This window comes from Neisseria gonorrhoeae (assembly GCF_003315235.1).
GTDB lineage: Bacteria > Pseudomonadota > Gammaproteobacteria > Burkholderiales > Neisseriaceae > Neisseria > Neisseria gonorrhoeae.
The window spans coordinates 1-22177 of sequence record NZ_QNRU01000001.1 but is presented as its reverse complement, the minus strand read 5'-3'; the positions used below and the strand labels follow the sequence as shown (position 1 = coordinate 22177).

General features: G+C 53.6%; 21 protein-coding genes and 3 pseudogenes. 16 read left to right on the top strand and 8 right to left on the bottom strand.

What is annotated here, in order from left to right; genetic code table 11:
* Window positions 1–41: 41 nt before the first annotated feature.
* Together trpB and DFR77_RS00115 are read right to left on the bottom strand one after the other, a co-directional pair.
* On the bottom strand, window positions 42–1244 hold the full coding sequence (trpB, locus tag DFR77_RS00120; RefSeq protein ID WP_003687637.1) for a tryptophan synthase subunit beta: 1203 nt from the start codon (window positions 1242–1244) through the stop codon (window positions 42–44).
* Window positions 1245–1326: 82 nt separating this feature from the next.
* Window positions 1327–2035: pseudogene (locus DFR77_RS00115) on the bottom strand (uracil-DNA glycosylase family protein).
* Window positions 2036–2231: 196 nt separating this feature from the next.
* Here DFR77_RS00115 and rsmA point away from each other — a divergent pair.
* The 12 genes from rsmA (at window position 2232) to DFR77_RS00050 (ending at window position 11671) form a co-directional block, all read left to right on the top strand.
* Window positions 2232–3011 (top strand): 16S rRNA (adenine(1518)-N(6)/adenine(1519)-N(6))-dimethyltransferase RsmA, encoded by a 780-nt coding sequence (gene rsmA / locus DFR77_RS00105; RefSeq protein WP_003690749.1) that lies wholly within the window; start codon window positions 2232–2234, stop codon window positions 3009–3011.
* 14 nt (window positions 3012–3025) lie between these two features.
* Window positions 3026–3595, top strand: a complete 570-nt coding sequence (locus DFR77_RS00100; RefSeq protein WP_003687630.1) for a nucleotidyltransferase family protein — start codon at window positions 3026–3028, stop codon at window positions 3593–3595.
* Between the two features lie 110 nt (window positions 3596–3705).
* Window positions 3706–4161, top strand: a complete 456-nt coding sequence (locus DFR77_RS00095) for a hypothetical protein (protein WP_003690747.1) — start codon at window positions 3706–3708, stop codon at window positions 4159–4161.
* A 41-nt stretch (window positions 4162–4202) separates the two neighbouring features.
* Window positions 4203–4931, top strand: a complete 729-nt coding sequence (locus DFR77_RS00090) for an amino acid ABC transporter ATP-binding protein (protein WP_047923992.1) — start codon at window positions 4203–4205, stop codon at window positions 4929–4931.
* A gap of 72 nt (window positions 4932–5003) precedes the next feature.
* A complete protein-coding gene (locus tag DFR77_RS00085; RefSeq protein WP_003687624.1) occupies window positions 5004–5363 on the top strand; it encodes a hypothetical protein in 360 nt (119 codons plus the stop codon).
* 4 nt (window positions 5364–5367) lie between these two features.
* Entirely contained in the window at window positions 5368–5808 is a 441-nt protein-coding gene (locus DFR77_RS00080) for a protein YgfX (RefSeq protein WP_003687622.1), read from the top strand.
* A 30-nt stretch (window positions 5809–5838) separates the two neighbouring features.
* Window positions 5839–7113 (top strand): bifunctional tetrahydrofolate synthase/dihydrofolate synthase, encoded by a 1275-nt coding sequence (gene folC / locus DFR77_RS00075; RefSeq protein ID WP_003687619.1) that lies wholly within the window; start codon window positions 5839–5841, stop codon window positions 7111–7113.
* Between the two features lie 13 nt (window positions 7114–7126).
* Window positions 7127–8167: a cell division protein FtsN gene (gene ftsN / locus DFR77_RS00070; RefSeq protein WP_003687618.1), complete on the top strand. Its 1041-nt coding sequence runs from the start codon at window positions 7127–7129 to the stop codon at window positions 8165–8167.
* Entirely contained in the window at window positions 8160–8657 is a 498-nt protein-coding gene (locus tag DFR77_RS00065; protein WP_003687616.1) for a CvpA family protein, read from the top strand. Before ftsN ends, DFR77_RS00065 begins: the two co-directional genes overlap by 8 nt.
* A gap of 193 nt (window positions 8658–8850) precedes the next feature.
* Window positions 8851–10395, top strand: a complete 1545-nt coding sequence (gene purF, locus DFR77_RS00060) for an amidophosphoribosyltransferase (RefSeq protein WP_003687614.1) — start codon at window positions 8851–8853, stop codon at window positions 10393–10395.
* Between the two features lie 99 nt (window positions 10396–10494).
* Window positions 10495–10986, top strand: a complete 492-nt coding sequence (greB, locus tag DFR77_RS00055) for a transcription elongation factor GreB (protein ID WP_003687613.1) — start codon at window positions 10495–10497, stop codon at window positions 10984–10986.
* 58 nt (window positions 10987–11044) lie between these two features.
* Window positions 11045–11671 carry a phosphoribosylanthranilate isomerase gene (locus DFR77_RS00050; RefSeq protein ID WP_003687611.1) on the top strand — a complete coding sequence of 209 codons (627 nt, stop codon included), beginning with the start codon at window positions 11045–11047 and terminating at the stop codon, window positions 11669–11671.
* A gap of 474 nt (window positions 11672–12145) precedes the next feature.
* Here DFR77_RS00050 and lbpA read toward each other — a convergent pair whose 3' ends face one another.
* The 4 genes and pseudogenes from lbpA to rnc all read right to left on the bottom strand — a co-directional run bounded on the left by lbpA (window position 12146) and on the right by rnc (window position 19001).
* The gene (lbpA, locus tag DFR77_RS00045; RefSeq protein WP_003692697.1) at window positions 12146–14977 is read right to left on the bottom strand and encodes a lactoferrin/transferrin-binding protein LbpA; all 2832 of its coding nucleotides are present in this window, start codon (window positions 14975–14977) and stop codon (window positions 12146–12148) included.
* Window positions 14974–17159 (bottom strand): annotated as a pseudogene (locus DFR77_RS00040) (transferrin-binding protein-like solute binding protein). The gene lbpA and the pseudogene DFR77_RS00040 overlap by 4 nt, the downstream one beginning before the upstream one ends.
* A 152-nt stretch (window positions 17160–17311) precedes the next feature.
* Complete coding sequence (gene era, locus DFR77_RS00035; protein ID WP_025455773.1) at window positions 17312–18235, bottom strand: GTPase Era; 924 nt, start codon at window positions 18233–18235, stop codon at window positions 17312–17314.
* A gap of 46 nt (window positions 18236–18281) precedes the next feature.
* Complete coding sequence (rnc, locus tag DFR77_RS00030; RefSeq protein WP_012503422.1) at window positions 18282–19001, bottom strand: ribonuclease III; 720 nt, start codon at window positions 18999–19001, stop codon at window positions 18282–18284.
* A gap of 166 nt (window positions 19002–19167) precedes the next feature.
* On the opposite strand from rnc, the gene DFR77_RS00025 reads away from it, so the two are divergent.
* From DFR77_RS00025 to nusB, 3 genes are all read left to right on the top strand, one after another.
* Entirely contained in the window at window positions 19168–19491 is a 324-nt protein-coding gene (locus DFR77_RS00025; RefSeq protein ID WP_002238889.1) for a DUF2185 domain-containing protein, read from the top strand.
* A 46-nt stretch (window positions 19492–19537) separates the two neighbouring features.
* Window positions 19538–20014 carry a 6,7-dimethyl-8-ribityllumazine synthase gene (ribH, locus tag DFR77_RS00020; protein ID WP_003687601.1) on the top strand — a complete coding sequence of 159 codons (477 nt, stop codon included), beginning with the start codon at window positions 19538–19540 and terminating at the stop codon, window positions 20012–20014.
* Between the two features lie 77 nt (window positions 20015–20091).
* Window positions 20092–20517: a transcription antitermination factor NusB gene (nusB, locus tag DFR77_RS00015; protein ID WP_002241285.1), complete on the top strand. Its 426-nt coding sequence runs from the start codon at window positions 20092–20094 to the stop codon at window positions 20515–20517.
* A 78-nt stretch (window positions 20518–20595) separates the two neighbouring features.
* Here nusB and pyrC read toward each other — a convergent pair whose 3' ends face one another.
* Entirely contained in the window at window positions 20596–21630 is a 1035-nt protein-coding gene (pyrC, locus tag DFR77_RS00010; protein ID WP_003692693.1) for a dihydroorotase, read from the bottom strand.
* A gap of 60 nt (window positions 21631–21690) precedes the next feature.
* A pseudogene (locus tag DFR77_RS14470) lies at window positions 21691–21888 on the bottom strand (NMCC_0638 family (lipo)protein); the annotation flags it as partial.
* Window positions 21889–21934: 46 nt separating this feature from the next.
* Here DFR77_RS14470 and DFR77_RS13570 point away from each other — a divergent pair.
* Window positions 21935–22177: hypothetical protein (locus tag DFR77_RS13570; RefSeq protein ID WP_346223240.1), on the top strand; the 243-nt coding region annotated here is incomplete at its 3' end.

Here is a 22177-nt window from a genome sequence, read left to right as displayed (position 1 = left end):
GAACTCAAGCTTCGGACGGCATTTTTATCAGACTAACAAAGCTACAGCTCAATGCCTTTGAGTTTCGCCACGGTATTGATGTCTTTGTCGCCGCGACCCGACAGGTTGACCAAAATCACTTGGTCTTTACCCATTTTCGGCGCGTTTTTCACCGCCCAAGCAACGGCGTGGCTGGATTCGAGCGCGGGGATGATGCCCTCGAATCGGCAGAGCAAGTCAAAGGCTTCGAGTGCTTCGTCATCTTTGGCAACGGTGTATTCGACGCGCTTGATGTCGTGCAGATGGCTGTGTTCCGGGCCGATGCCGGGGTAATCCAAGCCTGCGGAAACAGAGTGCGTCCCCAAGACTTGGCCGTTTTCGTCCTGCATCAGATAGCTGCGGAAGCCGTGCAGTACGCCAATCGGTGCGCCCGAAGTAATCGGCGCGGCGTGGTCAGGCGTATCCACGCCCAAACCGCCTGCTTCTACGCCAACCAAACGTACGTTTTCTTCTTCGATATAGGGATAGAACAAACCGATGGCGTTCGAGCCGCCGCCGACGCAGGCAACGGCGACGTCGGGCTGTCTGCCGGTGGCTTCCTGCATCTGCGCTTTGGCTTCGTTGCCGATGACGCATTGGAAATCACGCACCATTTCGGGATACGGCGCGGGGCCGGCGGCGGTGCCGATGATGTAGAACGTATCGTCCACTCGGGCGACCCATTCGCGCATCGCTTCGTTCATCGCGTCTTTCAAAGTACGGCTGCCACTGTCAACGCCGATGACATTCGCACCAAGCAGCTTCATACGGAACACATTCGGCATTTGGCGTTGAATATCGTCCGCACCCATGTACACGTCGCAAGTCATGCCGAAACGTGCGGCGACGGTGGCAGAAGCCACGCCGTGCTGACCCGCGCCGGTTTCGGCGATGACGCGTTTTTTGCCCATACGGCGGGCAAGCAATGCCTGACCGATGGTGTTGTTGACCTTGTGCGCGCCGGTGTGGTTCAAGTCTTCGCGCTTCAACCAGATTTGCGCGCCGCCCAAATGCTCGGACAACCGCGCGGCGTGGTAAACGGGGCTGGGCCTGCCGACATAATGTTTCAAATCGCGGCGGAACTCCGCCCAAAATTCAGGATCGTTTTTCGCTTCGTTGTAGGCCTGTTCCAGCTCTTTCAAAGCGGGAATCAGGGTTTCGGAAACATAAAGCCCGCCGTGTTCGCCGAAAAAGCCCTTCTCGTCGGGCGCGTGGTAGTTCTTCATCGGATTCTTCCTTATGCTTCAGGTTTTCAGACGGCATTTCCGTTTTTTCAAACATGCCGTCTGAACGGGAAATTGTCGGCAATTATAACTGCTTTTCACACAAGCCCGCCATTTCGAAAAACGCCCGATACGCCGCTGCCTTTTTCGCCAAACTCAAAGGATAGGCGCGCGAAGTCGAAGGCAGGCGCGTCAGTGTCAAATCCCGTCCGGCAAACGGAAACGGCACGGTTTAGCCCGTTTTCGGCATTTTGATGCCGCCGCCCTGAATATCGAGCAGGATTTCCGTCGCCTTGCCGCCTGTCGTACAAATATGGCGGCAGTCTGGTATTTTCGCCAACACCGCCGCCAAATCGACGGTTTCAACTACCTTTAAAAACTTGTCGGACGCATTGCCGTGCTCCCTTGCCGCCTTCAACACGGTCGGACAGGACGCAATCCCCCGTTCGTGCAAAAACGCCTTGATTTTCTCCGCGTCAAACGCTTTTTCAGAGTGCGCAGCCTCCCCGTGGGACGGCATCCGGAAATGCGCCGCATCGTTAAAAAACACCAGCCCGTAAACGCGCCACATATCGTTTTGGAAATTCGGATAATGAAACTGCATCGCGCGTTTGTCTTCCTTGGGCGGAAACGTCCCCATCATCATGACCGCAGCCTTCGGCGGCAACACGGGATCGAAGGGATGGGTTTCGATTTCAAGCAGATTTTCAGACACGTTCAATCCTCCAACAGGCAAAGCGGCAGACAGCCGGTTTGCACCAAACCGCCAAACACGGCAAGCCTTCAAACAGCATTATCACGCCCTGCCGTTTTCGGTTACAATGCCGACATCAAACGGATACTGTAAACACATTTATGTTCCAACACACAGGACGACACATAAAGCACCGCCCTATGTGTCGTCCTGATTTGGAAGGGGTTACGCCCCGCCCAAACAGAGTCTGATCCTGCCGCCCTAAAGGGCGGGGTTTCAACCGAAGAGGAAACACGATGAAAGAACACAAAGCCCGCAAGCGTTTCGGGCAGAATTTTTTGCAGGACACGCGGATTATCGGCGATATTGTCAACGCCGTGCGCCCGCAGGCGGATGATGTCGTGATTGAAATCGGCCCGGGTTTGGCGGCAATTACCGAACCTTTGGCGAAAAAGCTGAACCGCCTGCACGTTGTCGAAATCGACCGCGACATCGTATGCCGTCTGAAAACGCTGCCGTTTGCGGATAAACTGGTGATTCACGAAGGCGACGTGTTGCAGTTTGATTTCAACGGCATCTCAGGCAAAAAGAAAATCGTCGGCAACCTGCCGTATAACATCTCCACGCCGCTTTTGTTCAAACTGGCGGAGGTGGCGGACGATGTCGCCGATATGCACTTTATGTTGCAAAAAGAAGTGGTCGAGCGCATGGTTGCCGCGCCGAAAAGCAACGACTACGGTCGCTTGGGTGTGATGCTGCAATATTTTTTCGATATGGAGCTGCTGATTGACGTGCCGCCCGAATCGTTCGATCCCGCGCCGAAAATCGATTCCGCAGTGGTGCGCATGATTCCGGTGAAACACCGTATCGGCAAGGCGGACGATTTCGAGCATTTCGCCAAACTGGTGAAACTCGCCTTCCGCCAACGCCGCAAAACCATACGCAACAATCTGAAAGAGCTTGCCGACGACGATGATTTGCAGGCAGTCGGCATCAGTCCGCAAGACCGTGCCGAACACATCGCGCCGGAGAAATATGTGGCGTTGAGCAATTATCTGGCGGACAAGGCCGTCTGAAAAGGGACGCGGCGATGGAAAGCAACCTGCAGAAAACCGAGCGTTTGATCCGCGAAATCAACCGCCTGCACGCACAATATTCGCAGGATTATTTTGAAACCGGCAAAGTGCGGAAAATCAATTTGAGCCACACGCTCAAAAACGTTCCGACCGAACATATTTTGTCTTACCGCCTTAATTTGCACGAAGCGGTTAACGATTATTTAGCCTTTGCCGATACGCGCGGCATAGACTTTTTCTACCGCGTGAAAACCGCAGAAAGCATACATGATAAAATCAACCGCTATCTGGCACGCGGCACCCAATATCCGACCAACAACATCCTGAACGATATTTTCGGCGCGCGGCTGATTTGGCCGTCTGAAACAGTCGCCGGGATTTTAGAAAAACTTGACGGCTGGAAAACAGAATACGGCTTGAAAAACTGGTATTTGCGCGATGCCGGCGGCTATATCGGCATACACATTTATTTCAAAAACAGCAGCAATTTCTACTATCCGTGGGAATTGCAGGTTTGGGATGAAAAAGATGCCAAAGCCAATATTGAAAACCATATGGCGTACAAACGGAATTTCGTGCGTTGAATTGCCGGCAAGCCGCCTTGAAACCGTTTATAACTGTTTATAAGAGAATAAACCATAAAATACACAACCGTATTCCTGACTTTTCCTTTAACCGCCCGAGTGAACAAACTATGAAATACACAGCCGCACTCCTGACTTTTCTTTTAACTGCCTGCATGAACCCGAACGATGCGTTTTTCCAAAACCGGCGTTATCAAATGCCGGAGGCGCAATTGAACGGTTCAAACGCCGTTTTCCATTACGGTTATTCCCAAAATCCCGATCATGATTTATTGGTCGACCAAGTCCGCGTGCCGGACGCGTACAGGGCTTCATTTGCGCGGGATTGGATAGCGAAGGAGCAAGGTTACCGCAAAAACGACTGCGTACTGGAAAAAGCGGAAAGCGGGGGTGTGACGTACTACACCTGCGATGCGGAAAAAGGATTCAACGGCACACGTTTCGTCATCTATGTCGTGAATATGAAAAACGACAAAGGCTACGTCAAAGTTTACCGGGGCATGAATAAGCCGAATCAGGAAGAGTTAACCAAATTGGTTGCCGATTTGAATAAGTTTTACCCTTAATCAGCCAGACGGATTCAGACTGCCCGAAAAGAATGGACACTATGATCAAATTCAAAAACGTACACAAACATTTCAAAGACCTGCACGTCATCAACGGCATAAACTTGGAAATCAAAAAAGGCGAAGTGGTCGTCGTCTGCGGGCCTTCGGGCAGCGGCAAATCCACACTCATCCGCACCGTCAACCAGCTTGAAAGCATCGAAAGCGGCGAGATTTGGGTGGACGGCGTCAACGTTGCCGACCCCAAAACCGATTTGAACAAAATCCGCGAAGAAGTCGGCTTTGTGTTTCAAAGTTTCAACCTCTACCCGCACCTGACCGTGTTGGACAACATCACCCTCGCACCGATGAAGGTTAAGGGGCAAAATGCGGAACAGGCGGAGAAAAAGGCAATGGAGCTTTTGGAACGCGTCGGACTGGCACACAAAAAAGACGCCTTCCCTTCCCAACTTTCCGGCGGCCAGCAGCAACGCGTGGCGATTGCGCGCGGGCTGGCGATGGAGCCGCGCGTGATGCTGTTTGACGAGCCGACTTCCGCACTCGACCCCGAAATGGTCGGCGAAGTGTTGAAAGTGATGAAAGACTTGGCGGAAAGCGGCATGACGATGATGTGCGTAACCCACGAAATGGGGTTTGCCCGCGAAGTTGCCGACCGCGTGATTTTCGTCGATAAAGGGCAAATCCTTGAAGACGAAACGCCGGAAGCGTTTTTCACCAACCCGAAACACGAACGCGCCAAGCAGTTCCTGCAACAAGTCATGACCCATTGATGCTATGCCGTCTGAAAACCGAACGTTCAGACGGCATAGCCCGACACCGCAAGATGATTGAGAAAGCACACCATGTATTTTGTTGACCGCACCGCCGCCGTCCTCAAGCCGACCGCGCGCTTTTTGGAATGGCTCAAAAGCACCGACGAAAATATGCCCGACCTGACCATAGAACAGCTTCGCGCCGACTGTTCCGTCTTCCTCGTTCCGCAGTTCGACGAACCGGAAGCCGTCGTTTCCTACTTCGACGAACGCTACCGGCAGATTTTTGAGGCGGAGCTGGCAGGTTGGGACATCGACAAGGACAAATGGCCGCAAGATATGGGGCTGAAGGCGTTTTGGGAATTTTTCGACATTGAAATCCACGATATGGTTTTGGATATGGAAGAAGCGGATTTGAACATCACGCCCGTGTTCGACAATATGATGTAACGCCATGCGCGCCTTTCAGACGGCATTGAGGCCGTCCCGCATCCTGAACATCCTGACCGTATCACTCCACTCGGCTTCCATTGCCGTCTGCCTGACTTGGTTTTACGGCCGGATGATGTGGTTCGGTTTGGCGGCTTTGGCGGCAAGTTACGCATACTCGCTCAGGATAACGAATCTGAAACACCGCCATGCCATAACCGCCATTACCATAGACCGCGACGGACGGGCGGAAATCGTATCCGGCAAAGACAAAACAGCGGCAACACTTGCGGGCAGCAGTATGGTTACGCCTTATGCCTTATTCTTACAATGGGACACAGGCGGCAAAACCGTCCGCCAATGCATCATGCCCGACATGACGGACAAAGAATCCTACCGGCGGCTGAAAGTCTGGGTGCTTTGGCGGCAGCCGAAAAAAACCGCCGAAACCGATACATCAGACTGATTTCAGACGGCATTTGAAAACGAAACACTCATGAAAACACTACAAGACTGGCTCTCGCATTTGGAAACCGCCCACAGCGGCGGTTTGATCGACATGGGTTTGGAGCGCGTAAGCGAAGTAAAAAAGCGCATGAACCTGACACCGCAATGCCCCGTCGTCGTCGTCGCGGGAACAAACGGCAAAGGTTCGGTCTGCGCCTACCTGACACAGATTTACAAACAGGCAGGCTTCAAAACCGGCACGCTGACCAGCCCGCATTTATTGCATTACAACGAACGCATCGCCATCAACGCCGAACCCGTTTCGGACGATACGATTATTGCCTCTTTCGAGCGCATCGAAGCCGCGCGCGGCGAAATATCGCTGACTTATTTTGAATTCAATGCCTTGGCGGCTGTCGACATCTTCATACGCGAACAAGTGGATGTAATGATATTGGAAGTCGGCTTGGGCGGACGTTTGGACGCGGTCAACGCGTTTGACGGCGATTGCGCGGTGGTTACTAGTGTGGATTTGGACCATCAGGCATTTTTGGGCGATACGGTCGAACAGGTCGGCTTTGAAAAGGCAGGCGTGTTCCGCAGCGGCAAACCCGCCATCTGCGGTCAAAACCCCGCGCCCGCATCATTGGTCGCACACGCCGAAGCCATAGGCGCGAAACTGCTGATGGTACAGCGCGATTTCGAGTTTCACGCGATGGAAAACATCCAATGGAACTACCGCTTCCGGCCGCAGCATTCAGACGGCCCCGCACGCAACCGCAATGCCCTGCCCTTCCCCGCATTGCGCGGCGCATACCAGCTTTCTAACGCCGCCTGCGCGTTGACCGTATTGGAATGCCTCGACGACAGACTGCCGGTGGACATTGGTGCAATCAAACGCGGGCTGCTGCTGGTTGAAAATCCCGGACGCTTCCAAGTCCTGCCCGGCCGGCCGCTGACCGTATTGGATGTCGGACACAACCCCCACGCCGCCCGCGCCCTGCGCCGCAACCTAATCAACCTTGCCTACGCGCAAAAGCGCACCGCCGTGTTCAGTATGCTGTCCGACAAAGACATAGACGGCGTGTCGGAAACCGTTAAAGACCAGTTTGACGAGTGGTATATCGCGCCTTTGGACGTGCCGCGCGGTATGACGGCGGATGCACTGAAAGCCAAATTGGAACAACACCACATCGAAAACATACAGACATTCGCCGCCGTCCGCGACGCGTACCGGGCGGCAGCCTCAAAAGCGGGCGAAGACGACAGAATCGTCGTATTCGGCTCATTTCATACCGTCGCCGACGTAATGTCGGTACTGTGAAAAGGAAACTTCTATGTCCGAAAACAAACAAAACGAAGTCCTGACCGGTTACGAACAGCTGAAACGGCGCAACCGCCGCCGCCTCGTAACGGCAAGCTCCCTGGTTGCCGCCTCCTGCATCCTGCTGGCAGCCGCACTCAGTTCCGATCCTGCCGACAGCAATCCCGCACCGCAGGCCGGCGAAACCGGCGCAACGGAAAGCCAAACGGCAAACACGGCACAAACCCCTGCCTTGAAATCCGCCGCCGAAAACGGGGAAACCGCCGCCGACAAACCGCAGGACTTGGCAGGCGAAGACAAGCCTTCTGCCGCCGACAGCGAAATCAGCGAGCCTGAAAACGTAGGCGCGCCGCTGGTGCTGATTAACGACCGGCTCGAAGACAGCAACATCAAAGGTTTGGAAGAATCCGAGAAACTGCAACAGGCAGAAACCGCCAAAACCGAACCGAAGCAGGCAAAACAACGCGCTGCCGAAAAAGTGTCGGCAACTGCCGACAGTACGGATACGGTAGCGGTTGAAAAACCGAAACGCTCTGCCGAACCCAAACCGCAAAAAGCGGAACGCACTGCCGAAGCCAAGCCCAAAGCCAAAGAAACCAAAACCGCCGAAAAAGTTGCCGACAAACCGAAAACTGCTGCCGAAAAAACCAAACCGGATACGGCAAAATCCGACAGCGCGGTAAAAGAAGCGAAAAAAGCCGACAAGGCTGAAGGCAAAAAGACAGCCGAAAAAGACCGTTCGGACGGCAAAAAACACGAAACGGCGCAAAAAACCGACAAAGCGGACAAAACCAAAACCGCCGAGAAGGAAAAATCCGGCAAGGCGGGCAAAAAAGCCGCCATTCAGGCAGGTTATGCCGAAAAAGAACGCGCCTTGAGCCTCCAGCGTAAAATGAAGGCGGCGGGTATCGATTCGACCATCACCGAAATCATGACCGACAACGGCAAAGTTTACCGCGTCAAATCAAGCAACTATAAAAACGCAAGGGATGCCGAACGCGATTTGAACAAACTGCGCGTGCACGGCATCGCCGGCCAGGTAACGAATGAATAGCCTCCCCATTGCCGACCTCCTCGCCTCCGCCGTCATCGCCGCCTGCATCGTCATTTCCACGATGCGCGGCGTGATTGCGGAAGCAGGTTCGATGGTGGCATGGGTGGTTTCCTTCTTTTTTGCCAAACTCTTTGCCGCACCCTTCGCCGACCTCGCCTTTGCCTCGTTCCAACCCCGCCTGTTTGCATTGGCTCTGTCATTCATTTCCCTGTTCGTCATTGCCTGTCTGATCCAGAAAATGCTCCGTTCGCTGCTGACCGGCGCAGTTTCGGCGGTCGGTCTGGGCTTTGCCAACCGCATTTTGGGCGGTGTATTCGGTGCATTGAAAGGCGTTTTGATTGTTACCCTGCTGATCATGCTTGCTTCAAAAACCGACCTGCCCGATACCGAAGAATGGCAACAGTCCTATACCGTACCGTTTTTCGTATCGCTTTCCGAAGCGGTGTTAAACCATACGGACAACGCACCCGAATCCCTCGACGACGACTAATCCGCATACGTGGCGTTTCAGACAGCATACCTGATTTATGCCGTCCGAAACGCCTTTTCTTTCCTTGACACACCCCGACAGACAAAGCGCACCTGCCTGACTTTACACAAATATTGTCAACAATTCGGGCAAAAAGCCGCCGTTTGCTTTATAATTCCGTTTCACCCTTAAACCTCGAATCGGAGAAGACGATATGTGCGGCGTATTAGGTTTGGTCAGTCATGAACCCGTGAACCAGCTTCTGTACGACGGTTTGCAGATGTTGCAGCACAGGGGGCAGGATGCGGCGGGCATTGCAACGGCGGAAGGCGGTACCTTCCATATGCACAAAGGCAAAGGGATGGTGAGCGAAGTGTTCCGCACGCGCAATATGCGCGATTTGACCGGCAACGCCGGCATCGCCCACGTCCGTTATCCCACGGCGGGCAACGCCGGCAGCAGCGCGGAGGCGCAGCCTTTCTACGTCAGCTCGCCTTTCGGCATCGTTTTGGCGCACAACGGCAACCTCACCAACACTGCCGAACTGTATGAAAACGTGTGTAACAAACACCTGCGCCACATCAACACCGGCTCCGATTCCGAAGTTTTGCTCAACGTATTCGCGCACGAATTGCGCCGCGAAGTCTCTAAAAACGCCGACCCGCACCGGCTCAATGCCGACAATATTTTCAACGCCGTTGCCGAAGTCCACCGCCTGGTGCGCGGTGCATACGGCGTGGTTGCCATGATTGCGGGCTACGGTATGCTCGCCTTCCGCGACCCTTACGGCATCCGCCCGCTGGCATTGGGTTCGCAAACCGACAGCGAAGGCAGGAAATCCTATGCCGTCGCCTCCGAATCCGTCGCCTTCAATGCGCTTGCCTACGATTTGGAACGCGATATCCGGCCGGGCGAAGCGGTATTTGTCGGCTTTAACGGCACAATCATCGCCCGACAATGCAGCGACCGCGCCAAACTCAGCCCCTGCCTTTTTGAATATGTTTATTTTGCCCGCCCCGACTCCGTGATTGACGGCGTGTCCGTTTACCAGTCGCGCTTGGATATGGGCGTGTCCTTGGCGGAAAAAATCAAACGCGAGCTGCCCGTGGACGGCATCGACGTCGTGATGCCCATTCCCGACACCAGCCGCCCCAGTGCAATGGAACTTGCCGTCCACCTCAAAAAGCCTTACCGCGAGGGTTTGATTAAAAACCGCTATATCGGCCGCACCTTTATCATGCCCGGTCAGTCGACGCGCAAAAAATCCGTGCGCCAAAAACTCAGCCCGATGGAAACCGAATTTGCAGGCAAAAGCGTGTTGCTGGTGGACGACTCCATCGTGCGCGGGACGACCAGCCGCGAAATCGTCGAAATGGTACGCGCGGCGGGCGCGCGCAAAGTCTATATCGCCTCCGCCGCGCCCGAAGTGCGCTATCCCAATGTGTACGGCATCGATATGCCCACGCGCGAAGAGTTGATTGCCAACGGGCGCAGCGCGGCGGAAATCGCCGCCGAAATCGGCGCGGACGGCATCGTGTTTCAAGACTTGGGCGATTTGGAAGCCGTCGTCAAAGCACTCAACCCGAAAATCGAATCCTTCGATTCGTCCTGTTTCAACGGCATTTATCGGACCGGCGACATCGATGATGCCTACCTCGACCGCCTGTCTGCCGAGAAATCCGGCTGCGCCGGTCTGAAAATCCACCCGAGCAGGATGGAACACAGCATCAGCATCAGCGATGCGGGCGACGAAGAATAAGGCTTCCCAAACCGCGATGCCGTCTGAAATCCGAACGTTGGGTTTTCAGACGGCATTTCCCATATCGGCATCACATTTCCCGTTTCATCCGCACACGATATGAGTACCGAAACCAAAAACTACATTACGCCCGCCGGCTGGCAGGCATTGAAAGACGAGCTTTATCAACTGGTCAATAAAGAACGCCCCGAAATCGTCCAAATCGTCAACTGGGCGGCAGGCAACGGCGACCGCAGCGAAAACGGCGACTATCTTTACGGCAAACGCCGTATGCGCGAAATCGACCGCCGCATCCGTTTCCTGACCAAACGTTTGGAGGCTGCCGTCGTCGTCGATCCCGAATTGCGCGAAGCGACCGACCAAGTATTTTTCGGCGCGACCGTCGGTCTGTTGCGTGGCGACGGGCGCGAGCAAACCGTCAAAATCGTCGGCGTCGATGAAATCGATACCGCGCAAAACAAAATTTCTTGGATTTCGCCGTTGGCGCGTTGCCTGATTAAAGCGCGCGAAGGCGACGAAGTGGTTTTGAACACGCCGGAAGGCCGTGAGGAAATTGAAATCCTTTCTGTCGAATACATCAAAATCGACTGATCGGGAATGCCGTCTGAAACGGCACAAGCGCACCGTTTCCCAAATAAAGGAATACCGAATGAGGAAAATCCGCACCAAAATCTGCGGCATCACCACACCGGAAGACGCACTGTATGCCGCCCACGCCGGCGCAGACGCATTGGGACTGGTTTTTTACCCCCAAAGCCCCCGCGCTATCGACATCATTAAAGCACAAAAAATCGCCGCCGCACTGCCGCCGTTTGTCAGCGTTGTCGCCCTTTTCGTCAACGAAAGCGCGCAAAACATCCGCCGCATCCTTGCCGAAGTGCCGATACACATCATCCAATTCCACGGCGACGAAGACGATGCATTCTGCCGGCAGTTCGACCGCCCCTATATTAAAGCCATTCGTGTTCAGACGGCATCAGACATCCGAAACGCCGCCACGCGCTTCCCCAACGCTCAGGCACTGCTGTTCGATGCCTATCACCCTTCGGAATACGGCGGCACCGGACACCGCTTCGACTGGACGCTGTTGGCGGAATATTCGGGCAAGCCGTGGGTGCTTGCCGGCGGGCTGACCCCTGAAAACGTCGGCGAAGCCGTCCGCATCACCGGAGCGGAAGCGGTCGACGTATCCGGCGGCGTGGAAGCGTCTAAAGGCAAAAAAGACCCCGCCAAAGTCGCCGCCTTTATCGCAACCGCCAACCGCCTATCCCGTTAAAGCAACAAAAATTGCCGCCGGAATGACTTATAGTGGATTAACAAAAACCAGTACGGCGTTGCCTCGCCTTGCCGTACTATTTGTACTGTCTGCGGCTTCGTCGCCTTGTCCTGATTTTTGTTAATCCACTATAATCTCAAAAATTTATGCCATTAAATCAATAATTTCTGATGAATTTTGAAAACTTAATCCCGTCATTCCCGCGCAGGCGGGAACCCGGTTCATTGAGCTTCAGCTATTTAGAATAAATTTTGAAACTCTAATCGCGTCATTCCCACGAAAGTGGGAATCCGGTTTTTTGAGTTTCAGTCATTTCCGATAAATTGCCTTAGCATTGAATGTCCGGATTCCCGCCTGCGCGGGAATGACGGCGGAAATCTTGTTTATATTGAATCAAAAAAACCTGCACCTTAATCAGTTGGCGGTTTAGTCCGACTTTTGGGGTGCAGATCAAGCTTCCAGACGGCATTTCCTTTAAAACTTCATTTCGAGCGCGAGGCTGAAGTTCCTGCCCGGTGCGGCATACCTTCCATAGTTGCTGTCGCCGCCGTGCCGGTTTGCCGTGCTTTCCGCAGTCTGGCGCAAGGATTCCCAAGTAACGTAGCGGTAGTTGCCGATATTGTAGATAGCCGCCCTCAAGGTCAGCCGTTTTTTCAGATTCAGATAAGCGGAAACATCTGCCGTTTTCCAAGAAGACGTAACCCTTCCTGCCGAATATCGTTTTTGATCGCCTGCCAGATAAGCAAGCTCGTCAGGGTTTTTCCCTTTGGAATAGGTCAGCATAATGTTTGCGCCCCATTTCCCCTCGGGCTGGTCGTATCCGAACCCCAAAACATAACGCGACGGCTGTACCGCATCCAAAGCATAGCTGCGGAGGGACAAGTCCGGCCGGTTGGATACCGATTTCGGTTTGATACGGTTGTACGCCAATGTGGTGTACAGGCCTTCGGGCAGTTTGCCGTATACGCCGTTCCAGTCGATTTTCCCCAAGATGTTGATGCCTTGAAGCGACATATTTTGGGCATTGTAATAATCGCGTATATCAATCTCTGTCAATCGTCCTGCTGAATCCGGCAATTTGGTTTTTTGATCGGCAACGGCAATCATATCGGTATAACGGTTGCGGAAACTGCTGATTTCCAAAAAGCCGAAATCGCCCTTCCACTGCAAACCGATTTCCCGGTTGGCTGCCTTTTCCGATTTCAGGGCGGGACGCTGCCAGCCTTTCGGATAATCGTGATAAATGTCTATCCCGAAAAGTTCTTGGAAGGAAGGCGTTCTGAAGCCGCTGGAGGCGCGGTAAGACACGGAAAAATGCCGGTTCGGTTTGAACACGATGCCGCTGTTCCACGAACGGTCGGCATACCGCCCGCTGCGGACGAGTTCTTCCGACGTGGTGAAGTTTTTCCGGTCGTACCTGCCGCCCAAGCTGAAATCAAAATATTTGCCGATTGAAAAACGGTCGTTCAAAGAAATGTGGATATTGCTGCCGTTGATTTTTCTTGGCACGCATTTGCGGGAACGCAGGGTTTCGATATAGCCGCAGACCGACCCTTCGACGACTTCGGGCTTACCCAAACGGTACTTATCTTGATTCTTTTCATCGAATCCCGTGGATTCCGAAATCCTTGCCGCATTGTGGGAAAGCTGTTCTGGGCGGGATACTGCTTTGGAAGCATCGTAACCGAAGCCCAAAGTCAGATGGTGTTTCGTCCATTTGTTTTTCAGCGACTTCTCAAACGAGGCATTCAAAACATTGTGCTGTTCGCGGTAGTGGAAACGGTCGCTGCTGTCGTAGGAATACGGTTTGTCCGCCGACGCGCGGCAGGATTTGTCCACGGCAGGATACACGGCGCAATTCAGCTTCAGCGTGTTGTTGTCGGTTGCCACGCCCTGTTTGTCAAACGACAACACCGCCTTATCCGCCCAGTTGTCCGAGTATTTCTCATTTTCATAACGGTACAGCAAACCCATACGGCGGCGGCGGTGATGTTCGTCAATAAATTTGGTGCGGGAATATTTCAAACCTATGCCCTTGACCAAATTTTTATCGCCCTTCCACTCTTCTATATTCGGCACAAAATACAAGCCGTCGCGGAAATCGTCGCCGTCGTACACCCCGCTCTTGTCTCTAAACTTTTCCGCCTCGTCCGTACCGTAATACTGTTTTTCCGTCATATCGCGGATGTCGTAACGCTGTTTGGTATCCTCAAACACGCCGCCGACATAATGCCTGCCGCCGAAGCGGTAGCCCAGCTTGGCAAGCCAAGAGCCGCTGCGGTAATCCATCGGATCGGGCAATATCCTGCCGCCGCCCGTGTAGGCTTGGGCGGACAGGTTTTCGTGGCGCGCCTGCGCCTCCCGCACCTGCGCCTCTTCTTCAGCACTTAAAGGCTGATTTTGTTCAATACGTTCTTTTACCCAGCGGTTGAGCTGGCGGTTCAAATATATCCCGTAGCCCGCCAATTTTGCCACGGGCTTGAGTGTATTCTCGCCCTCTACTAAGAAAAATGGCTCTGTTGTCTTGCGTTTAATATCGTATGTCTGGCGGAACGCGTCCAAACGGTCTATGCCGTATTCCACCCCGTCCGCAATATCGCCGTGCGGGCGCGTTTCCCGCCCTTGGCGTTCGGTTCGGATTAGCAGCCCTTCCCAACCGTCTTTGCTGAACCCCGCGCCGAGCGACTTCATAAATTGGCGGTTTTTACTGCCGTAAGCGGTTTTTGCCTGTATCCCCCAGCTTTTGCCGTCTGAAATCAGGTCTGCCGCCTCTTTGGTGCGGAAGGCGACCGCGCCGCCGAGTGCGCCGCTGCCGTGATCGGACGAACCGGCGCCTTTGTCGATTTCCACCGTGCTGATGTTTTCATATTCGATTTCGTTGATTGCGCCGCTGCCGCCGCGTCCGCCGTATCCGCTCAACGATCCCTGCACGGTAAACGCCTGTATTTGGGCAACGCCGTCAACCGAAACCGCCACACGGTTTTTATCTACGCCGCGTATCGAGTAGCCGCCGCTCGCGCCGTTGCCCTGTTCGACAACCGCCACGCCCGGATCGTAGCGCGTCAGGTCGCGGATACCGAGTACCTGTTCTTTGTTCAACGTTTCCGACGTTTTGACGATTTTGCCCAAACCTGTCGCCTCTTTCGATCGCCGTCCCACTTTGGCGGCACGGACGGTAACCTCTTTCAATGATTGACTTTGCGCCGCATCAAGTGCCGCCGCCCCCGCTTGGGCAGCATAAGCCGGAAAAGCGGTTGCAATGGCCAACGCCGTCAAAGTCAGCGGAAAACCGTGTTTCTTATTCATTTTTCCACCTCTTTATTATCTTTCTTCGCACCGAATACCACGCCGAATTGGGGTTTAACTTCAGGTTCTAACTGTTCGCCAACATCAGCTTCATTTTCAACTTCATTTTCAATATCTTCAGTTATACCAAGAGATTTCCCATCCTTATTGAAAATAGTGCCGCCCAATTCCGCCGCCTGCGGGCCGTAAAAGCCGCCCGTTACAAGAAGATTGTCGGCTTTGAAACTTTGAGGATTAGTCGAACCATTTCCCGAAAGATTGATGCCGTTATCCCGAGTGCGTGCTGTTGCGTGGAAACCGTTGCCCTCAATCACGCCGTTTTCAATACGGAAAGCAGGTTCTACACCGTTTTGCTCCGTCAGCGTTCCGGAAATCGATTTATTGCCGAAATCAACGTCAAATTCTGCTTTTGCCGCTTTATCCGCCTTATTATCCCATTGAATGGGTTCGCCGATACGCGCTTCCCAAGTGCCGGTATAATGCGCCGTTCCGGTTTTTGGAATGTCGGCTTCCGCCGTGCGGATACCTTTCAGGAAAAGGTCGATGTCCCTGCCTTTAAGGGCTTCCGGGGCGGGCGGGATGCCGTCTGAAACACCGTTGCCTTCTTCCGGCGATTCTTCTTCGGGTTCTTCCTCTTCAGCTTCTTCTTCGATTTCTTCAGCTTCATCAGCTTCTTCTTCGACGATTTCGTCTTCGTCTTCGCCGTTATCATCTTCGGAAACTTCGTCTTCGCTTTCTTCGGCGATTTCTTCTTCGTCTTCGCTTTCTTCACCGTTATTAATACCCGAATCCTCTTCGTCCTGCGCCTTCGGTTTGACGGCGGGGCGTTCGGTTTTTATCCGTCCGAGTTTCACATAGGTCAAAAAGTCGCAACAAGCACTGACGGTCATTTTCCTGCCGTCGGCAAGATCGATGGTTTTCTCTTTGCTAACCAAAGGAATTTCACGCCCTTCGACAAGAAGTTTGTCGGGATGACCAAAATCGGGCATAGTGGAAACCTCAAACGGACGGGGATTTTCATCAGTCGCCTCGTCAACGGAAATTTTTAGAGAATCCAAGATTTTGGTGTGTTTTCCAAACGGCATAGCAGGATTTGTGCCTGATGCGTTTGTTTTTTGTTTGCCTGCGAATACGCCGAATACGCCGTTGTCGTTACTGATAAACCGTCCGGCAAGCTCTTCTCCGTTATCGCCGAAAAAACCGCCCTCAAGCCGCTGATCGGCATCGGTATGGAAAAACAAATATTCTTTATCAGCGTGTCTCGTCTTCACCTCGGTGTTAACTTTGGCACTGCCGGTAAAGCGGTTGCCGTTTAAATCGGCAGTGATGTTGTAAATGGTCAGCGGTTTTTTAGGATCATTTTTCTTTTGCACATACTGATTTTTAATCAGCTCGCCCTTTAGGATTTTTTTGTCGAAATCAACCGTATATTCGGCAGGATGTTTTTCCCTGTCGTCGGCATCCTTAGCCGCATAAGAAGTTGCACCAATATCGTTACCATAAAATGTTATATAACCCAAATCGTCACTGGCAACCGCCTTACCTGTCCGATGACGTTTGGCATCGGTCATATATTGCCAGTTGCCGAAATATTTTACCGTTCCCGCGCTCGGTAAAGATTGGGAAGGACGTTCTCCGGAATAATATACAAAACCGTCATAACCAAAACGGTGGGTAAACCGCTTACCACCTGAGTTCTGTTCGATTTCATCTTTTCCGTTTTTAGTATATACATAACCGGCATCCACAAATTTATAATTATATTTTTTATTTTCCTTTTCTGACGTCCTAATTTCTACATCGGAATCACGTTTATGAATTTCGCTTTTAAGTTGTTGAAGTTTATTTCCTTTTGAACCGTATAAAAACAGAACATCACCTTCTTTAAACGACAGCTTTTCTTCTGCTTGTTTGCTATCGGGAATTGCCGTGCCATCTTCACGATGAAAAGCAGTATTCCGCCTCAACAACCGCATTGCCGCACCGACGGCGGGCCGGTTGACCGGCGTGGTTTCTACCGAAGGCTCGGCAGGGGGGGGGAAGTGGGAACGTCCTTAGACTTGAAAGTGACGGGGTACGCGGTCGGCGTTGATTCGACAACAGGCTGCACGCCGAAATTGCCGCCGCAGGATGCCAGCATCAACGGCAGCAAGGCAATACCGTAATAATTCAGTTTACGCATCCCTATCCCCCCTATTTAATTAATAATAATTATCATTATATTAATATGCACAGATAATATCAACCCGTTTTTAACAAAGATATTCCCGATTGAAACAAAATGCCGTCCGAAACCTGTTCAGACGGCATTTGCGTAAAGTTCAGCAAGAAAAACTACAAACCCAGCTCGCGCAGGAAGCGAATGTCGTCTGCCCAACCGGATTTGACTTTGACCCAGACCTTCAAAAATACTTTGTTATCAAACAGTTTTTCCATATCCAGCCGCGCTTCGGTGGAAATTTTTTTCAAACGCTCCCCGCCTTTACCGATCAAAATCGCCTTTTGGCTTTCTTTGTCGACCAAAACGGCGATGTAGATGCGGTTCAAACCGTCTCCCTCTTCAAACTGCTCCACTTCGACGTTCATCGCATAAGGCAGCTCCTCGCCCAAATAGCGGAAGAGTTTTTCACGCACGATTTCCATCGCCAAAAAACGCGCCGATTTGTCCGTAACCATGTCTTCGGGATACATCGGTACGCTTTCGGGCAGATACGGCTTGAGCAGCTCCAACAGGTTGGCAATCCGCAAACCGTGTTTCGCACTGACCGCCTCCGCCGCCGCAAATTCAAATTCGGCGCGCACTTGGGCAACAAACGCCTCCAGCGCGTAACGGTCTTTCGCCTTGTCCTTGTCGATTTTGTTGATCACTAAAATGACCGGCGTGTGCTTGGGCAGTTGTTTCAACACGACGCGGTCGGCATCGGTAAGGCGCATCGCCTCCACGACGAAAACCACCACATCCACACCGCCGAGCGCCTCGGTAACATTTTGATTCAGCCTGTCGTTGAGCGCGTTGCGGTGGTCGGTTTGAAAGCCCGGCGTATCGACAAACACGAACTGCGCGGTATCGTCGGTATAAATCCCCGTTACGCGGTTGCGCGTCGTCTGCGCCTTTTTGCTGGTAATACTGATTTTCTGACCGATGAGATGGTTCATCAGCGTTGATTTGCCCACGTTCGGACGACCGACAATCGCCACGAAGCCGCAACGGTATCCGCCGGCGGCGCGTTCCCCTGCAAGGAAGGTTTCAATATCCATATTCGCTTTCATATCCACATTTCAGACGGCATATTCACGCGCCGCCTCATTTCTTTTTCTTCTTCAGCGGCAGCTTCTCTTCCAGCCATTTCAAAGCCTCTTTCGCCGCCTCCTGTTCCGCCGCCTTGCGGCTCGTCCCTTTGGCACGGCACACGAAACCCAGTTCGCCCAAATCGCAGGAAATGACAAACATACTGTCGTTGGCATGGCCGATTTGCTCTTCGATGCGGTATTTCGGCAAGGCGAAACGGCGCGCCTGCAACGCCTCCTGCAAAGCAGTTTTGCCGTCTTTTGCCTGATTTTGGAAATCGGCGCGCCGGACGCGTTCTGCAAACAAATGGCGCACCACCTTTTCCGCCGTGTTGAAATCGGCATCGAAGCTGACGGCGGCAAACATCGCCTCCATCGCGTCCGCCAGTATCGAAGGCCGTCTGAAGCCGCCGCTCTTCAACTCGCCCGCCCCCAAATACAGACCGTCGCCGACATTCATTTCCGCCGCCATTTCCGCCAGCACGCCCTCATTGACCAGACTCGCCCTCAACCGCGACAACTCGCCCTCGGTCAACTTCGGAAACGCGTCAAACAGCATCCGCGCCACCGTATAATTCAAAATCGAATCGCCGACAAACTCGAACCGTTCGTTGTGCTTCGCATGATGGCTCCTGTGGGTCAAAGCCCGCCGCAAAAGCGACATATCGCGGAACGCGTAGCCTAACTTTTTCTGTATCGCAGTATGTGCCTGCCGTTTCAAAACATCGTCTTTCATTACCGTCTTCCGCAAAAAACAGCCCGAATGCGTTTCCATACTCCAAAAATACAGAAACACCTTAAGGCTGCAAACGGCGCACATTGTACCACCAAACCGCCGCCGTCTGCCGACAACGCGGGAATCGTGGTAAAATCCGCAAGTTCCCCCCCAACGTATTCCCGCAATGAACGCATTTGCACAAGCACTTTCCTCGGCACTCGACCGCTGCATCGCCACCAACACCGTCGCCAAACAAAACCGGCCCGTCGGCTTCCTTTACCGCGAAGCCCCCGTTTTTGAAAACGACAGCGGCTGGCGTTTCTTCAGCGGCGACGAAACCGACGAATACACCGACGACCCCGACAACTTCAGCATCGTCAGCCTCGCCGACATCACCAAAACCAACCCTGAAACCGCCGCACTGCTTTCCCAACCCGAAGGCAGCGCGTGGGAGCTTGCCGAAGACGGCACATTCCAAACCGTTGCCGACTGGCAGCCGCAAGACTGAAACCTTCAGACGGCATTCCGAAACCCCGAATACCAAAGGACACCCAATGAACACCATCGCCCCCAACCTCGACGGCAAACACCTCCGCATCGGCATCGTACAGGCACGCTTCACCAACGAAATCGGCAGCCAAATGCTCAAAGTCTGCTGCCGCACCCTCCAAGAATTGGGCGTAGCAGACGAAAACATCACCGTCGCCACCGTACCCGGCGCGCTTGAAATCCCCATCGCGCTGATGAACTTTGCCTCTTCCGAAAAATTTGACGCACTGATTGCCATCGGCGTCGTCATTCGTGGCGAAACCTACCATTTCGAGCTGGTTGCCAACGAATCCGGCGCAGGGATCGGCCGCGTCGCACTCGACTACAACATCCCGATTGCCAACGCCGTCCTGACCACCGAAAACGACGCGCAGGCAATTGAACGGATTGGAGAAAAAGCCTCGGATGCCGCCAAAGTCGCCGTAGAATGCGCCAACCTCGTCAACCTTCTGCTCGAAGAACAGTTTGAAGACGAAGAATAACAAACAGGGCGTACACCGATGCGCCCTTTCCGTTTCAGACGGCATACCGTGCCGCCCAACCGTTTCAAGGAAAAATCATGAAAACAGCCCGCCGCCGTTCCCGCGAGCTTGCCGTACAAGCCGTTTACCAATCCCTTATCAACCGCACCGCAGCACCCGAGATTGCTAAAAACATCCGCGAAATGTCCGATTTTGCCAAAGCGGACGAAGAATTGTTCAACAAACTCTTCTTCGGCACACAAACCAACGCAGCGGACTACATCCAAAAAATCCGCCCGCTGCTCGACAGGGACGAAAAAGACCTCAACCCCATCGAACGCGCCGTTTTGCTGACCGCCTGCCACGAGCTTTCCGCTATGCCCGAAACGCCCTACCCCGTCATTATCAACGAAGCCATCGAAGTTACCAAAACCTTCGGCGGCACGGACGGGCACAAATTCGTCAACGGCATCCTCGACAAACTCGCCGCCCAAATCCGCCCAGACGAGCCCAAACGCCGTTGATACTCGGAAAATCCGAATCGGAAAATACACAAATGCCGTCTGAAAACCTTTCAGACGGCATTTTGCTTGACCGTTCAATCAATACTGCACCGTCCAGCCGATTTCGCCGCCCGCGCGCATCGGGACAAGTTCGCCGTCGCCGTAAGGGACGCTTGCGGGAACGGTTTGGCTTTGTTTGACAAGGGTAATCGTGTCGGCGTTTTCCGGAATGCCGTAGAACCTTGCGCCGTTTTTCGAGGCGAAGGCTTCGAGTTTGTCCAACGCGCCTGCTTTTTCAAACACTTCGGCGTAAAGTTCGACGGCGGTCATCGCGCTGAACATACCGGCGCAGCCGCAGGCGTTTTCTTTGGCGGATTTGGCGTGCGGCGCGGAGTCGGTGCCGAGGAAGAATTTGTGCGCCTTCTCGCCGGTAACGGCGGCGACCAATGCCTGACGGTGGGTTTCGCGTTTGAGTACGGGCAGGCAGAAATGATGGGGGCGCACACCGCCGACCAAGAGGTCGTTGCGGTTGAGCAGGAGGTGTTGCGGGGTAACGGTGGCGGCAACGTTGTCGCCGGCTTCCAAAACGAGGCGGGCGGCTTCGGCGGTGGTGATGTGTTCGAACACGACTTTAAGATTCGGCACTTGCGCCAAAACGGGTTTCATCACGCGCCCGATAAAGGCGGCTTCGCGGTCGAAAATGTCGATTTCGGGGTCGGTTACTTCGCCGTGAACGAGGAACAGGATGCCCTGTTTTGCCATTTCTTCCAACACGGGGATGAGCTTGAACAGGTCGGTTACGCCGGAATCGGAATTGGTGGTCGCGCCTGCGGGGTAGAGTTTGAAGGCGACGATGCCGGCGGCTTTGGCTTCGCGCACGAGTTCGGGCGTGGCTTGGTCGGTCAGGTAAAGCGTCATCAGCGGCTCAAACGCGCTGCCTTCGGGCAACGCCGCCATAATGCGCGCTTTGTAGGCAAGCGCGTCGGCTACGCTGACGACGGGCGGTTTGAGGTTGGGCATAATGACGGCGCGCCCCATTTGGCGGGCGGTATAAGGGGCAACGGCTTTGAGCGCGTCGCCGTCGCGCAGGTGCAGGTGCATATCGTCGGGTCGGATGATGGTCAGGGTTTGCATGGTTGTTCCTTTTTAGATTTTTGGTTTCCAGACGGCATGCCGACTTTATGCCGTCTGAAGTCAGGGGAGAATTAGGGGTTTCCCGTTATGGGAACGGTGCGTTAGGTTCAATACTGCCTGTACGGGTAAATCCGGGGAATCGGCGGTTTGTGCGGTCAATACGGTTTCTTCAGGGCTGCCCGATTCCCGCCAGGCATAGCTGATTTGCCTGGTTTCAAACGGTGCCTGCACCGACTGTTCCGCCCTCAATTCTATATTCAATTAAAAACAAAATAGTACAACACTCAACGTTGAAGGTCTAACCATGGCATACTCTGCGGACTTAAGAAACAAAGCTTTAAACCATAGCGGATTAACAAAAATCAGGACAAGGCGGCGGGCCGCAGGCAGTACGGATAGTACGGAACCGATCCGCCCGGCGCTCCATCACCTTAGGGAACCGTTCCCTTTGGGCCGGGGCGGGGCAACGCCGTACCGGTTTTTGTTAATCCGCTATATTACGGACAATGCAAAAACACCGGCCAAACCGCAGCAACGTTTAACTTGT

What these genes read in the sequence shown, in the direction of transcription:
- trpB (WP_003687637.1), bottom strand. Translation starts at nt 1,244, where the DNA reads ATGAAGAACTACCACGCGCCCGACGAGAAGGGCTTTTTCGGCGAACAC.
- rsmA (WP_003690749.1), top strand. Translation starts at nt 2,232, where the DNA reads ATGAAAGAACACAAAGCCCGCAAGCGTTTCGGGCAGAATTTTTTGCAG.
- DFR77_RS00100 (WP_003687630.1), top strand. Translation starts at nt 3,026, where the DNA reads ATGGAAAGCAACCTGCAGAAAACCGAGCGTTTGATCCGCGAAATCAAC.
- DFR77_RS00095 (WP_003690747.1), top strand. Translation starts at nt 3,706, where the DNA reads ATGAAATACACAGCCGCACTCCTGACTTTTCTTTTAACTGCCTGCATG.
- DFR77_RS00090 (WP_047923992.1), top strand. Translation starts at nt 4,203, where the DNA reads ATGATCAAATTCAAAAACGTACACAAACATTTCAAAGACCTGCACGTC.
- DFR77_RS00085 (WP_003687624.1), top strand. Translation starts at nt 5,004, where the DNA reads ATGTATTTTGTTGACCGCACCGCCGCCGTCCTCAAGCCGACCGCGCGC.
- DFR77_RS00080 (WP_003687622.1), top strand. Translation starts at nt 5,368, where the DNA reads ATGCGCGCCTTTCAGACGGCATTGAGGCCGTCCCGCATCCTGAACATC.
- folC (WP_003687619.1), top strand. Translation starts at nt 5,839, where the DNA reads ATGAAAACACTACAAGACTGGCTCTCGCATTTGGAAACCGCCCACAGC.
- ftsN (WP_003687618.1), top strand. Translation starts at nt 7,127, where the DNA reads ATGTCCGAAAACAAACAAAACGAAGTCCTGACCGGTTACGAACAGCTG.
- DFR77_RS00065 (WP_003687616.1), top strand. Translation starts at nt 8,160, where the DNA reads ATGAATAGCCTCCCCATTGCCGACCTCCTCGCCTCCGCCGTCATCGCC.
- purF (WP_003687614.1), top strand. Translation starts at nt 8,851, where the DNA reads ATGTGCGGCGTATTAGGTTTGGTCAGTCATGAACCCGTGAACCAGCTT.
- greB (WP_003687613.1), top strand. Translation starts at nt 10,495, where the DNA reads ATGAGTACCGAAACCAAAAACTACATTACGCCCGCCGGCTGGCAGGCA.
- DFR77_RS00050 (WP_003687611.1), top strand. Translation starts at nt 11,045, where the DNA reads ATGAGGAAAATCCGCACCAAAATCTGCGGCATCACCACACCGGAAGAC.
- lbpA (WP_003692697.1), bottom strand. Translation starts at nt 14,977, where the DNA reads ATGAATAAGAAACACGGTTTTCCGCTGACTTTGACGGCGTTGGCCATT.
- era (WP_025455773.1), bottom strand. Translation starts at nt 18,235, where the DNA reads ATGGATATTGAAACCTTCCTTGCAGGGGAACGCGCCGCCGGCGGATAC.
- rnc (WP_012503422.1), bottom strand. Translation starts at nt 19,001, where the DNA reads ATGAAAGACGATGTTTTGAAACGGCAGGCACATACTGCGATACAGAAA.
- DFR77_RS00025 (WP_002238889.1), top strand. Translation starts at nt 19,168, where the DNA reads ATGAACGCATTTGCACAAGCACTTTCCTCGGCACTCGACCGCTGCATC.
- ribH (WP_003687601.1), top strand. Translation starts at nt 19,538, where the DNA reads ATGAACACCATCGCCCCCAACCTCGACGGCAAACACCTCCGCATCGGC.
- nusB (WP_002241285.1), top strand. Translation starts at nt 20,092, where the DNA reads ATGAAAACAGCCCGCCGCCGTTCCCGCGAGCTTGCCGTACAAGCCGTT.
- pyrC (WP_003692693.1), bottom strand. Translation starts at nt 21,630, where the DNA reads ATGCAAACCCTGACCATCATCCGACCCGACGATATGCACCTGCACCTG.